Origin of the sequence: Streptomyces sp. NPDC093546 (assembly GCF_044765045.1) — a bacterium.
Classification (GTDB): Bacteria; Actinomycetota; Actinomycetes; order Streptomycetales; family Streptomycetaceae; genus Streptomyces.
On record NZ_JBIWJG010000009.1, the window covers coordinates 146560 to 159366 of the forward strand.

At 75.1% G+C, this 12807-nt stretch carries 11 protein-coding genes; 4 read left to right on the plus strand and 7 right to left on the minus strand.

Features of this window, described 5'->3' with window-relative positions:
* Positions 1 to 39: 39 nt before the first annotated feature.
* Together ACIRNI_RS21010 and ACIRNI_RS21015 are read right to left on the minus strand one after the other, a co-directional pair.
* On the minus strand, positions 40 to 1485 hold the full coding sequence (locus tag ACIRNI_RS21010; RefSeq protein ID WP_403553089.1) for a hypothetical protein: 1446 nt from the start codon (positions 1483 to 1485) through the stop codon (positions 40 to 42).
* A 169-nt stretch (positions 1486 to 1654) separates the two neighbouring features.
* A complete protein-coding gene (locus ACIRNI_RS21015) occupies positions 1655 to 3100 on the minus strand; it encodes a glyceraldehyde-3-phosphate dehydrogenase (protein ID WP_403553091.1) in 1446 nt (481 codons plus the stop codon).
* Between the two features lie 302 nt (positions 3101 to 3402).
* Between ACIRNI_RS21015 and ACIRNI_RS21020 the strand changes: the two genes are divergently transcribed.
* From ACIRNI_RS21020 to ACIRNI_RS21035, 4 genes are all read left to right on the plus strand, one after another.
* Positions 3403 to 4215 (plus strand): hypothetical protein, encoded by an 813-nt coding sequence (locus ACIRNI_RS21020; RefSeq protein WP_403553093.1) that lies wholly within the window; start codon positions 3403 to 3405, stop codon positions 4213 to 4215.
* A 53-nt stretch (positions 4216 to 4268) separates the two neighbouring features.
* Entirely contained in the window at positions 4269 to 5642 is a 1374-nt protein-coding gene (locus tag ACIRNI_RS21025) for a diacylglycerol/lipid kinase family protein (RefSeq protein WP_403553095.1), read from the plus strand.
* A 51-nt stretch (positions 5643 to 5693) separates the two neighbouring features.
* Positions 5694 to 6599: an oxidoreductase gene (locus tag ACIRNI_RS21030; RefSeq protein ID WP_403553097.1), complete on the plus strand. Its 906-nt coding sequence runs from the start codon at positions 5694 to 5696 to the stop codon at positions 6597 to 6599.
* A 127-nt stretch (positions 6600 to 6726) separates the two neighbouring features.
* Positions 6727 to 7365, plus strand: coding sequence for an adenosylcobinamide amidohydrolase (locus ACIRNI_RS21035; protein WP_403553283.1), 639 nt, complete (start codon positions 6727 to 6729; stop codon positions 7363 to 7365).
* Positions 7366 to 7371: 6 nt separating this feature from the next.
* Here the strand turns inward: ACIRNI_RS21035 and ACIRNI_RS21040 are convergent, their stop codons facing one another.
* The 5 genes from ACIRNI_RS21040 to ACIRNI_RS21060 form a co-directional block, all read right to left on the minus strand.
* A complete protein-coding gene (locus ACIRNI_RS21040) occupies positions 7372 to 8922 on the minus strand; it encodes an MFS transporter (protein ID WP_403553099.1) in 1551 nt (516 codons plus the stop codon).
* A gap of 177 nt (positions 8923 to 9099) precedes the next feature.
* Complete coding sequence (locus ACIRNI_RS21045; protein ID WP_403553101.1) at positions 9100 to 9990, minus strand: oxygenase MpaB family protein; 891 nt, start codon at positions 9988 to 9990, stop codon at positions 9100 to 9102.
* A gap of 58 nt (positions 9991 to 10048) precedes the next feature.
* Positions 10049 to 11068 carry an NAD(P)/FAD-dependent oxidoreductase gene (locus ACIRNI_RS21050; RefSeq protein WP_403553103.1) on the minus strand — a complete coding sequence of 340 codons (1020 nt, stop codon included), beginning with the start codon at positions 11066 to 11068 and terminating at the stop codon, positions 10049 to 10051.
* Complete coding sequence (locus ACIRNI_RS21055; protein WP_403553105.1) at positions 11065 to 11604, minus strand: isoprenylcysteine carboxyl methyltransferase family protein; 540 nt, start codon at positions 11602 to 11604, stop codon at positions 11065 to 11067. Before ACIRNI_RS21055 ends, ACIRNI_RS21050 begins: the two co-directional genes overlap by 4 nt.
* Positions 11605 to 11667: 63 nt before the next feature.
* Complete coding sequence (locus ACIRNI_RS21060) at positions 11668 to 12735, minus strand: type III polyketide synthase (RefSeq protein ID WP_403553107.1); 1068 nt, start codon at positions 12733 to 12735, stop codon at positions 11668 to 11670.
* Positions 12736 to 12807: the final 72 nt, after the last annotated feature.

Here is a 12807-nt window from a genome sequence, read left to right on the forward strand (position 1 = left end):
CGCTCGATGCGCCGCAACCGAAAGGGAACGAAGCAGCCGTCAGGCGGTCAGGCCGGTCCGGGGCCGGGTCCGGCTGCCGCGCTTGCGGCGCACCTCGAGAGGCGTACGGCGGTCGAGCCGGGGCCGGCGGTCCGCCTCCGCGGACCGCGTGCCGGCCGCGGGGTGGACGGCGACCAGCCCCGAGCGGAAGAGCCCGTGGTCGACGCGGCGGACCGCGGCCGCCCGCAGCTCGTCCCGGAGCGGCCCGTCGCGCAGGACCGCGCCCGGCCCGAGCAGGCCCTCGACGACGGCCAGCGCCCCGGCGACGTCACCGTGGCGGAGCCGCTCCCGCACCGCGGGCAGCGCCTCCGGCCGGCGGTGCACCGCGTCGATGGCCCTCAGACAGGGCAGCGCCGGCCCGCCGAGCGCCACCAGGAGCGCCTCGCGGCGCAGTTGGTCGGGATCGTGATCGACCGCGGTCAGCACGCCGTCCCGCAGCGCGATCCGGTGGACCTCGCCCCGGCACTCCACCCGGTGCGGATCACCGGACCGGGGGCCGACTCCCGGCCCCGGGCCGTCCGCGGGCGCGGAGCCGTACGCGGCGACCGGACCGTCCGCCGCCAGTGCCGCCGCGACGAGCGGGTGCAGCCGCTCGGGCGTGATCAGCCCGGCCCGCAGCAGCTCAAGATCCGGCAGGACCCGGACCGCCGCCTCCGGCAGCACCGGGAGCGCCGCGGCCTCGTGCGGCGGCAGCGCCTCCCGCAGCGGCCGCACCACCGGGGCATGGCTGTCGTCGGGAGCGACGAGTTCCAGCACGGCGCGGCTCCGCGCACCGAGCCGTACGGTGAAGGCCCCGCGAGCGGGGCGCCCTTCGGCCCGCAGCAACAGCTCCGCCTCGGCGGCCCAGTGCGCGGCGGCCCTGTGCGCGGCGAACGGATCGCCGGCTGCCGGCGGCGCGTCTACCCCGCACCGCCGCGCCAGTTCGCCGCTGTGCGCGGCGTCCCAGAGGTGCCGGTGCAGGTCCAGCCGGAAGCGCCGGTCGGGGTGCGGATGCGGGTGCGGACGGTCCCAGGGAGTGCCGTCGACGGGCCCCTCCCACAGCGCGAGGGACATCCGCTGTCCGGCGTCCGCCCAGGCCGGCGGTGTCCGCACCACCAGCTGCGGCGACGGGCCGCCGGTGCTCCCGTAACGGGCCAGCGAGAGGGTGAGGCCGGGCCGGAGCCGCCCGTCGGGGGCGATCCGGGGCATGTGCCAGCGGAGCAGATCCGGCGCCAGCCGGCGCAGGTCCGCACGGAGGCGGGTGGTCAGTTCGGTGCCGTGGCGGTCGCGCACGGCGCGCAGATCGAGATCGACGTCGATCCGGGCGGCGGCGCATGCCCCCGCCCAGTCACCCGCCGCACGCCGTGCGGTCGCGGTCTCGATCATGGACGGTGGCACGGCGTACGCGCGCACGCGCTGCCACATCAACAGGCGGGTCGGAATCCCGTTCGCGAAGTGAGGTGCCATCAGCACTCACCCTGAGCGAACGAGTCCCCCAATCCATACGAGGAGAAGTAGTTCATCCCCGGCATCGTAACCACGCCGCTGATGATCTGTCAGCCTCGTTTTACGGAGGAAAGACAACCGCCGCGGCGGGCGCCGACGAGGCGCGCCGCCGCGGCGGACCGTGCGGGGATCAGGCCGCGGGGGCCGGGTAGGTCGGGTACTCCACCCCGGAGACGTGCTGGACGACGCGGACGACCTGGCAGGAGTAGCCGAACTCGTTGTCGTACCAGAGGTAGAGGATCGCGTTGTCGCCGTCGACCTTGGTGGCGCCGGCGTCGACGATCGACGCGTGGCGCGAGCCGATGAAGTCGCTCGACACCGCGTCGGGGGCGGTGATGAAGTCGATCTGGCGCTTCAGCGGCGAGGTCAGCGACACGTTGCGGAGGTAGTCGAGGACCTCCTCGCGGGTCGTCTCGCGCCCGAGCCGCAGGCTGAGGATCGCGATCGAGACGTCCGGCACCGGGACGCGGATCGAGCTGCCGGTGATCGGCGCCTTGAGGTCGGGCAGCGCCTTGGCGACGGCCGAGGCGGCACCGGTCTCGGTGATCACCATGTTGAGCGGCGCGGAGCGGCCGCGGCGGTCGGCCTTGTGGTAGTTGTCCAGCAGGTTCTGGTCGTTGGTGAACGAGTGGACCGTCTCCACGTGACCGCGCAGGACGCCGTACTCGTCCGCCATCGCCTTCAGCGGCGGCACGATCGCGTTGGTGGTGCAGGACGCGCAGGACAGGATCTGCTCGTCCGGCTTGATCGTGTCGTGGTTGACGCCGTGGACGATGTTCGGGACGTCGCCCTTGCCCGGCGCCGTCAGGACGACCTTGTCGATGCCCGGACGCAGGTGCTTCGACAGGCCCTCGCGGTCGCGCCACTTGCCGGTGTTGTCGATGAGGATGGCGTTCTTGACGCCGTACGCCGTGTAGTCGACCTCGCTCGGGTCGTTGGCGTAGATGACCTTGATCTCGTTGCCGTTGGCGATGATCGTGCTGTTCGCCTCGTCGACGGTGATCGTGCCCTGGAACTGGCCGTGGATCGAGTCGCGGCGCAGCAGCGAGGCGCGCTTGACGATGTCCTGGTCGCCGCCGCGGCGGACGACGATGGCACGCAGCCGCAGGCCGTTGCCGGAGCCGGTCTTCTCGATCAGCAGGCGGGCCACGAGGCGGCCGATGCGGCCGAAGCCGTAGAGGACGACGTCGCGCGGCTCACGGCACGCGGTCTTGTTCTCGCCCGTGGCGCCGGAGACGGCGTCGGCGGTGAATTCCTCCACCGACAGGCCGCGGCCGTCGGTCTTGTACGTCGCGGCGAGCATGCCGATGTCAATCTGGGACGGGCCCAGGTCGAGCGTGGTGAGCGCGCGCAGGAAGGGCAGCGTCTCGGTGACGGAGAGTTCCTCACCGGCGATCTGCCGGGCGAATCGGTGGGTCTTGAGAATGCTGACCACCGACTTGTTCACCAAGGAGCGGCTGTGCAGCAGGACGGTGACGTCCCGCTCCCGGTGCAGCTTCCCGATCATCGGGATCATCGACTCCGCGATCTCCTCGCGGGTCTTCCAATTGGTGAACGAGTCGTCGTTGACAGTCACAGGTCCATCTTTCGAGCTAGGCGGCGCTCATATGCTAACCCCATGAAAATTTGATCGTTCATGAGGGTCCCCCCAGGCTCACCACCCCCACGGGGCCCCGCCGTACCGGCGCTGCGGCGGCTGAAAAACGCCGCGTCGCGCGGGGGCCGCGCGGGCATGATCGGACCGCTGACTACGGCAAGTGACCGGGGGGTTACGTGGGGTGGAAACGCCTGTTCGGCAGGGGTCGCGCGAGGCCGGTCGAGCCCGCCGTCCCTCTGGGATGCGTCATCCGGGCCGAGCACCAACGCACCCGTGAAGCGGTGGACGCCGCCGCCGCGGACCTGCGCCGGGACGGCCGGGATCTGCAGCAGCGGCAGGACGACGCGCTCGCCGCCCTGGACGGCCTGACGGCGGAGGTCCGCACCCTGCGGCGCGACGTCGCCGAGGGCCTGGACCGCCTCGCCGCCGCGCCTCGGCCGGCCGTCGACGGCAGCACCGTCACCAGCGGCAGCGGCGTCACCGGCGAGCACGACGAGCGTCACGACGACCACCAGGAGGGGACGATGGAACGCGACGACGAACACCCCGAGGGCACCGGGTGCGACGGGCCGGCCGGACGGAACGGCCGCCCCGCCAGGCACGCGGGGCTCAAGAGCGCCATCGAGGCGGCCTACCGCGGCGAGCGCGTGCCTCCGGGCCCGGCGGCGGCCGCGGGGACCGAAGGCGCCGAGGCGCCGCCCGAGGGGGAGGTCTCCCACGGCGTGCTGCTGATGAAGGCGGCCGGTCTGGCCAGGGCGGAGCTGGTCATGCACCAGCACCACTGGGAGTTCCTCGCCGAGCTCGCCGCTCCCCATCCCCACTTCCGTACGCCGCATCAGGTCGAAGACCTCGGCGGAGGCAGGCTGCGGGCCACGGTGTCGGGCATGTCCCTGATCGCCCTGCTCATCGAGGTGTGGCACACCCGCGCCGACGCCGACGCGCTCGGCGCACAGTGGGCCATGGCCGCCACCGTCTACGCACGCATCGCGGACCGGCTCATGGGGGTCGGCGGCCCCGGGGAGCCCATCAGCGTCATCCTCGACGACGGCGTTGCCCCGGCGTCACAGGACACTCCTCCGCCCGGCGCCGCATAACGCACACGGCCCGCCGCTCCTACGATGTCCTGAGGCGAGGGGAGGGGCGGCGCATGAGGGCCGGGTGGGACGCGCACGGGCGGGTGCAGCGCGCGCAGCGGTGGGCGGCCAGGGCGTCCCTGGTCTCGGCGGCGCTCGCGGCGCTGATGCCGCTGCTGTACGCGGGCGTCGGCGGCGTCCTGCTGCTCCTCGTCGGCGTCGCCGGCCTGGCCGCCACGGCGGCCGCCCTGTGGTGGGCGCTGACGACACGCGGAGCGGTACGCGCGGCGGCCGCCGCGCTGGCGGCGGCGACACCTCTCGCGCTCATCGGCCTGTTCGCGGCCGCCGGCCTGCTGCGAGCCCTCGTGGTGTCCCTCGCCCTGTGGGTGGTGGCCGTGTGGACCGGGCGGTACGCGCTGCGGAGCACCGGCCTGCGTCCCGTACGGGCCAGGGAGCTGCGTACGCCGCCGCCGCGCCGTGCCGTCCTGTTCATGAACCCGCGTTCCGGCGGCGCGAAGGTGGAGCGCTTCCGCCTGAGCGAGAAGGCCGAGCGGCTCGGCGCGCGCGTGGTGCTGCTCGACCCGGTGCGGCACCAGGACGTCGCGGAGCTGGCCCGGCGGGCGGTGGCGGGCGGCGCGGACCTGCTGGGCGTCGCGGGCGGCGACGGCACCCAGGCACTGGTGGCCGCCGTCGCCGCCGAGCACGGAGTGCCGTTCCTGGTCATCGCCGCCGGGACCCGCAACCACTTCGCGATGGACCTCGGCCTCGACCGCGACGACCCGGCCGCCTGCCTGGACGCGCTCACCGACGGCGTGGAACTCCGGGTCGACCTCGGGTTCGCCGGCGGGCGCCCCTTCGTCAACAACGTCTCCTTCGGCGTCTACGGGGCCGTCGTTCAGAGCCCGGACTACCGCGAGGACAAGGTGGGCACGGCGCTGGACATGCTGCCCGACCTGCTCACCCGGCAGAGCGGGCCCCGGCTGACCGCCCGCGCCGGAGGCACGACGCTCACCGGCCCGCAAGCCGTGCTCGTGAGCAACAACCCCTACCGCAGGGACGACCCGTTCGGCCTCGGCCGCCGCGAGCGGCTCGACTCCGGGCTCCTCGGCGTCCTCGGCGTCCGCGTGGACGGCGCCGTCGCGGCCGCAGGGCTGCTGCTCGACCCGGAGGCCAACGGGCTCACGGCGCTCACCGCCCGCGAGGTCGTCGTCGACGCCGACAGCCCGACGATCCAGGTCGGCATCGACGGCGAGGCCCTGGTCCTCCCCGCCCCCGTCCACTGCCGCGTCGCACCGGGCGCGCTGCGCGTCCGCGTACCGCGGCTGCGGCCCGGCGTGCCCGAGGCGCCCCCCGCGCTGGACTGGCGCCGACTGCGCAAACTGGCGGCGGCGGTGGGCCGTACGGCCGTGACCGGACGCCCCGGGTCGCGTCACGCGCAGCAGAAGTGACGAACATCCCTGTCCCTGGCGGGTTTCCGGCCGTTGGGAGATCATCCCGGGATGACCTCACACACCATCACCGCGGCGGCGTCGGGCACCTGGAAACTCGGCGACCTGGAGATCAACCGCATGGGCTTCGGCGCCATGCGCCTGCCGCAGACCGGCGAGGCGTTCGCGCCCGACGCCGCTCCCCGCGACCGTGACCAGGCGATCGCCGTGCTGCGCCGCGCGGTCGAGCTCGGCGTGAACCACATCGACACGGCCGCGTTCTACTTCTCCCGGCTGCGCTCCGCCAACGAGCTGATCAACCGGGCACTGGCCCCCTACCCGGACGACCTCGTCATCACCACCAAGGTCGGGCCGCATCGCGACCCCTCGGGGGAGTGGTGGCACGCCGAACCCGAGCAGCTGCGGGGCCAGGTGGAGGAGAACCTGCGCCAGCTCGGCCGCGACCACCTCGACGTGGTCAACCTGCGCATGCTCGGGAACCGTTCGATCGCCGACCGCTTCGGCGCCTTGGCCGAGCTGCGGGACGCCGGACTCGTCCGCCACCTCGGTGTCTCCAACGTCACCCCCGAACAGCTCGCCGAGGCGCGGGCCATCGCGCCGGTGGTGTGCGTACAGAACCAGTACGGCATCGGCGTACGCCCCGACCACGACGCGTTCGTGCGCGACTGCGGCGAGCAGGGGATCGCGTTCGTGCCGTTCTATTCGATCGCCGGCACCGGGCGCGACGCGGGTGCCAGTGGCGCGGACGGCGACGAGGTGCTCGCCGTGGCGCGCGCCCACGGCGTGAGCACGGCGCAGGTCCGACTCGCCTGGACGCTGCACCGCGGACCGCACGTGCTCGCCATCCCCGGTACGGGAGACCCGGACCACCTCACCGCCAACGTGGCCGCCGGCGCCCTGCGCCTGTCCGAGGACGACCTGGCCCTCCTGGACGGCCTCCACCGGCGAGGGGCGTGAAAGGGCGCGGGCGCGAGCGCGCGTAGGATCAGCCGGTTCCGCCGCATCCGCCCCCCCCACGCCCGAGGAGTAGCCGCCGGTGTCCACCACCCTCACCTCCCACGCGCCGCGTCCGCCCGCCCTGGACATGGAGCGGCTCTGGCATGTGGAGGACGGCATACGGCTCCCGGCGCTGGTGTGGCGTGCGGGAGACGGCTGGCGGATGGCCAGTAGCGCCGTGCTGGGCGGCGGCATCGGGGAACGCGCCTGGGTCCTGAACGCCCAGGTGCCGCACGGCTACCGCCGTACCGACCCCGCCCGCCACCTGACCGCGCTCGCCCACCGCGCCGGTGCCCGTGGCGACGGCGTCGGGCTGATGACGGCCGCGGACGTCACGCGATGCGCCCACGCCGCCGACGGCGGCGTGGAAGCGGCCGTCACCGTGGGCCTGGGCGTGTCCACCTGGGCCGCCTCACCGCAGGAGGGCGCGGCCGGCCCGCCGGCCGCCGGGACGATCAACATCGTCGCCGCCGTCCCGGCCGCCCTCACCGACGCCGCCCTCGTCAACGCGGTGGCCACCGCCACCGAGGCGAAGGTCCAGGCCCTGCTCGACGCCGGGTACGACTGCTCGGGCACGCCCACGGACGCCGTATGCGTCGCCGCACGCGCCCCCCGCCCCGGCGAGGAACCGCACGCCTTCGCCGGCCCCCGCTCACTCTGGGGCGCCCGGCTGGCTCGCGCCGTCCACCGCGCCGTCCTGACGGGGGCCGCGGAAGAGGCGGCGTAGGTCCGCTCAGACCGACGCGGCCTCCGCGGGCGCCTCCGGGGACTCGGGGGCCGGCTCCGCCGGGGCGTTCGTCCCCCGCTCCGCGCGCCGCAGCAGCGCCGCGGCCAGCAGGCCGCCCAGGAGTACGGCCGTCGCACCGACCAGCTGGCTGGTGACCAGGCCGGAGGCGAACGCGTCCGCGACCTGCTGCCGCTCGTCCGCCGAGTCCGCCGCGGCCAGCGCCGCCGGGAGCGAGGCGGCGGCCGGGACCGGAACGAGCGCGGCGAAGCGGGAGTTGAGCACCGCGCCGTGGACGGCGACGCCGAGGCCGTTGCCGAACTCGGTGACCGTGCCCTCGATGCCCGCGCCGACGCCCGCCTTCTCGCGCGGGATCGCGTTCAGGACGGCCACCGCCATGGCCGGGTTCGCCAGCGCGCAGCCCGCCCCCATCAGGAGCAGCCCGGCGAGCATGCCCCCGTAGCCCGAGCCCTGGGAGTCGAGCACCGCGACGACCGCGAGGCCGGCCGCGAGCAGGCCCATGCCGAGGGCGACGGAGCCAGGGATGCCCACGGCCCGGCTGGCGCGGGCCGCGACACCCGTGAAGTTCAGCAGCACGACCGTCAGCGCGAACGGCGCCGTGCGCAGCCCCGCCTCCAGCGCGTCGTACCCGTGCACGAACTGCAGCTGCTGGGTCAGCAGATACAGCGCGCCCCCGCTGCCGAAGGTGATCAGCAGGGCCCCGGCGATGGCGCCGGTGAAGGTGCGGTCGCGGAAGAAGCCCAGGTCCAGCATGGGATGCGCGACGCGGCGCTCCCACCGTACGAAGGCGGTCGCGGTGACGGCGACGACGGCCGCGCCCACGAGCACCGGCCCCGAGGTCCAGCCGTGTTCGGGCCCCGTGATGACGACGTAGACGAGCGAGGCCATGCCCACGGTGGACAGCAGCGCGCCCGGCAGGTCGGGGCGCGCCCCGCCCGGAGCGGTGCTCTCCGGTACGAGCACGGCGGCCGCGACGAGCCCGAGCGCGACCACCGGTAGGTTGACCAGGAAGAGGGCGCCCCACCAGAAGTGGGCGAGGACCACGCCGCCCACCAGCGGCCCGGCGGCGAAGCCCAGGGCGTTGACGGCGGCCCAGATGCCGATGGCCCGTACGCGCTCCGGCTCGGGGAAGACCTGGAGTGCGACGGCGAGCGTGGTGGTCAGCAGCAGGGCCGCGCCGACGCCCATTCCGGCGCGGGCGGCGATCAACTGGTCGGTGGACTGGGCCAGCCCGGCCGCCAGGGAGCCCAGCCCGAACAGCGCGAGCCCGGTCAGGAGCATCCGCTTGCGCCCGTAGCGGTCCGCCGCGCCGCCCGCCGTGAGCAGCAGGCCCGACTGGACCAGCGCGTAGGCGTTGATGACCCACTGGACGTCGGCGGCGGAGGCGCCGAGGTCCCGGGTGAGGGTGGGCACGGCGACGTTGAGGATGGTGTTGTCGAGGATCACCACGAGCTGCGCCAGACAGATGACGCCCAGGATGAGCCAGCGCCGGGGGTGCCCCTCGGATATGACGGGGTGCTGCGGGGACACGGTCGGCATACGGCTCCTTCACGAGAATAACTTAGGTGAGCCTAACCAACTCTCGCGGGTGTCCGCGTGCGGGGTGGCCGTCGCGCCCTCCCCGAGGTATGCGCAGGTCAGCGGCTCGGCCTCCGCGTTCCTCCCGGGTCCGTGGATCCGGTCACGCGCACCGGCGCTCCGCCTTCCTCGCGGATCTCACCGCGGGGGAGGCGTGGCCGGCGTGGGCGGCGGGGGAGCCAGCGCCCACCGGATCGTCCGGGTCAGCGCATGTCCGCCGGGCCGTACGCAGGCTGCCTCCACCACCGGCAGGTACGGCAGCCGCAGCAGCCCCCGCGCCCACCGCGGCAGCGTGGAGACGGCGTTCGCGGCGAGGACGGCGTACGGGCCGCGGGCGAGCGCGGGCAGCGGCGGGCGCAGCAGGAGGAAGCGCGCCGCCTCGCGCGCCTCCGGCGTGGCGCGCAGCTCCGGGCGGTAGGCGGCCAGCCGCTCGGTGAGCCCGGCCAGATCGCGGGGCGGGTCCACCACCCCGAGCGCGGCCGCGACGCGTGCCGTGTCGGCGACGTACGCGTCGCAGCCCTCGGCGTCCAGCGGGTGCGCGCCGTAGCGCTGATGGGCGCTCAGGAAGCTGTCCACCTCGGCGACGTGCACCCACGCCAGCAGGTGCGGGTCGGCGGCGTGGTACGGCTCCCCGTCGGCGGTGACGCCCTTGACCCGCTCGTGCACGGCGCGGACGCGGTCCACCGCCCGCTGGGCGTCCTCGGCGGCGCCGTACGTCGTCATCGCGAGGAAGGTGCTGGTGCGCTGGAGGCGTCCCCAGGGGTCGCCGCGGTAGTCGGAGTGGCCCGCCACGGCGGCCATGGCCAGCGGGTGCAGCGACTGCAGCAGCAGCGCGCGCAGCCCACCGATGAACATCGAGGCGTCGCCGTGGACTCGGCGGATCGGCCGGTCCGGGCCGAACCAGCGGGGCCCCGGCGTGCCGTGGATACGGGCGCGGTTCTCCCGGCCGGCGGGGCCGGCGACCCGGGTGAACAGGCTGGTGCCGAGCCGCTCCCGCAGCTCGGTGAGGCCCGGCGCGGAGATGTCCACCCGTCAAGTATCCGCCCGGCGACCGCTCCCTCCGCAAGGGCCGTGCCTGCCGAACCTCTCAGCGCAGTGCGTGCACCCCCGCCGCGAAAAGCGGCGGCAGCCGGGACGCCACCGGTACGACCAGACGGGCGGTGCCCGGCCGGTAGCTGAGCCGCACCAGTGCCTCGGTCAGCAGCCGGTGCCGACGCGACAGCCGCCGCCAGGCCCCTTCGTACGCGCGCGGGCGCCCCGCCCGCAGGCACGCCACCGCCGCCTCGGCCGACGCCAGCGCGAGCGCCACGCCCTCGCCGGTGAGGGCGTCCACGTACCCGGCCGCGTCCCCGACGAGCAGCACGCGGCCGGCCACCCGGGCGCGCACCCGCTGCCGTAGCGGCCCGGCGCCCCGCACGGCGCTCGTCGGGGCCGCGCCGCGCAGCCGGCCGGCCACCTCGGGGTAAGCGCCCAGGTGCAGGTCGTAGCCGCGTCTCACCGTGCTCAGCACCGCCACGCCCACCAGGTCGTCGGCCACCGGTGTCACATACGCCTCCCCGTACGGCGACCAGTGCACCTCCACGAAGTCCGACCACGGCGCCACCCGGTAGTGCCGCCGCAGGCCGTAGCGCCGGGGCAGCCGGAGGCCCGGCAGCTCCAGGCCGAGGGCGCGCCGCACGGGGGAGTGCAGGCCGTCGGCGGCGACCAGCCACCGCGCCCGCAGCCCCGCGGCGCTCACCCCGTCCGCGTCCTGCCGTACGTCGCCCGCCCTGCCCTCCACGACCCGGACCCCCAGCTCGGCGGCCCGGCCCGCCAGCGCCGCGTGCAGGACGGTGCGGCGCACGCCCAGGCCCGTGCCGTCCCGGAAGGCCGCCTGCGCCCGGTGAGGCCCGTCGACGTACCGGATGCCGCGCAGCTCCCGCCCCGCCGGGGCGATGCCCAGCGCACGCAGGGACCGCACGCCGCCCGGCATGACACCCTCGCCGCACGCCTTGTCCACCGGCCCCGGGCGCGGCTCCACCACGACGGCCTCCCAGCCGGCGAGCGCCGCGTGGATCGCCGCGGCGAGCCCGGCGGGACCGCCGCCCGCCACCAGCAGGTCGATCACCGGACGGCCTCCACGCCCGGCGCCGGCCCCGGCACCGACCCCAGCGCCGCCTCCTCGCACCGGATCCGTACGGACAGCAGCACGCCGTTGGCCACCGTGAACAGCACCGCCGTCACCCACGCCCCGTGCACCAGCGGCAGCGCCAGGCCCTCGACGACCACCGCCACGTAGTTCGGGTGGCGCAGCCACCGGTACGGGCCCCCGGACACCAGCGGCAGGCCGGGCACGACGAACACCCGGGTGTTCCAGCGCGGCCCCAGCGTGTACACGCACCACCAGCGCAGGGCCTGCGCCGCCACGACGACGGCCACCATGGCCCAGCCGAGCACGGGCGGGAACGGGCGCCCGGCGGCCCACACCTCGGCGAGGCAGCCGACGAGCAGCCCGGTGTGGAGCACCACCATCACCGGGTAGTGGCCCCGGCCGGACTCGACGGCGCCGCGCGCGAGACTCCAGCGCGTGTGGCGACGGGCGACCACGAGCTCCGCGACGCGCTCCACGCCGACGGCCAGCACCAGCACCGCGTACCAGACCATGTTGTTCCTCTCCCGAATCTCCCGAGTCCGTCTCCCCGATGCCCGATTCCCCGGTTCGCCGGTTCACCAGCGCAGCAGGACCAGTTCGGTACAGAAGCCGGGCCCCATCGCGAGCAACAGCCCGGGCGTGCCCGACGGCGGCCGTCCGGAGCCGGACGCCAGGGTGTCGCGCAGGACGTGCAGCACCGAGGCGGACGACAGGTTGCCGACCTCGGCGAGCGAGCGCCGGCTCACGTCCAGGGCGCACCCCGGCAGGTCGAGCGCCTCCGCGACCGCGTCCAGGATCCGGGGCCCACCGGCATGGCACACCCACGCCGTCACGTCCTGCCGCCCCAGCCCCTGGTCGGCGAGGAAGGCGTCGACGTCCTCGGCGAGGTTCTTGCGTACGAGTTCGGGGACGGCGGGATCGAGGACGACGCGGAAGCCGGAGGCGGTGACGTCCCAGCCCAGCAGCCGCTCGGTGTCCGGATACAGCCGGCTGCGGCTGGCCACCACGGTCGGCGCGGATCCGGCCGCCGGCTGCCGTCGGGCACCGCAGGCGACGACGGCAGCGGCTCCGTCGCCGAACAGCGCGGTCGCGATCAGGTTGGCCGGTGACGCGTCCGCCCGCTGCAAGGTCAGGGAGCACAGTTCGACGGAGAGCAGCACCGCCACGTCGTGCGGGCGGCCCAGCAGGTAGTCGTGCACCCGGGCGAGCCCGGCCGCGCCCGCCACGCAGCCCAGCCCGAAGACCGGCAGCCGTTTGACGTCCGGCCGCATCCCGAGGCGCCCGGCCAGCCGGGCGTCCACGGACGGCGCGGCGATACCGGTGACGGACGTGAAGACCAGCAGGTCGACATCGCGCGGCGACAGGCCCGCCTCGCGCAGCGCCCCCGCGACGGCCTCGGCGCCGAGCTCGACGGCGCCCGCGATGAAGACGTCGTTGACCTTGCCGAAGTCGTCGAACTCGCCGTAGCGGTCCAGCGGCAGCAGCGTGTGACGCGTGTTCACCCGGGCACCGCGGTGCAGACGGTCGAGCGCGCGCCGGTCGGCACCGGCGGGCAGGCAGGCGCGGGCCACCATGTCGGTGATCTCGCGCTGGGCGTGCCGGTGCGGCGCCACGACTCCGTGGACGGCTGCGATCCGCGTCATCAGGGCTCCAGGTCGGGAGGGCGTCGTGCCCCTATGCCTGCCACCGCCCGGCGCCGTCGTACCGCTGATCGC

What these genes read in the sequence shown, in the direction of transcription:
- ACIRNI_RS21055 (WP_403553105.1), bottom strand. Translation starts at nt 11,604, where the DNA reads ATGGTCTGGTACGCGGTGCTGGTGCTGGCCGTCGGCGTGGAGCGCGTC.
- ACIRNI_RS21040 (WP_403553099.1), bottom strand. Translation starts at nt 8,922, where the DNA reads ATGCCGACCGTGTCCCCGCAGCACCCCGTCATATCCGAGGGGCACCCC.
- ACIRNI_RS21060 (WP_403553107.1), bottom strand. Translation starts at nt 12,735, where the DNA reads ATGACGCGGATCGCAGCCGTCCACGGAGTCGTGGCGCCGCACCGGCAC.
- ACIRNI_RS21035 (WP_403553283.1), top strand. Translation starts at nt 6,727, where the DNA reads ATGGAGCGGCTCTGGCATGTGGAGGACGGCATACGGCTCCCGGCGCTG.
- ACIRNI_RS21030 (WP_403553097.1), top strand. Translation starts at nt 5,694, where the DNA reads ATGACCTCACACACCATCACCGCGGCGGCGTCGGGCACCTGGAAACTC.
- ACIRNI_RS21025 (WP_403553095.1), top strand. Translation starts at nt 4,269, where the DNA reads ATGAGGGCCGGGTGGGACGCGCACGGGCGGGTGCAGCGCGCGCAGCGG.
- ACIRNI_RS21010 (WP_403553089.1), bottom strand. Translation starts at nt 1,485, where the DNA reads ATGGCACCTCACTTCGCGAACGGGATTCCGACCCGCCTGTTGATGTGG.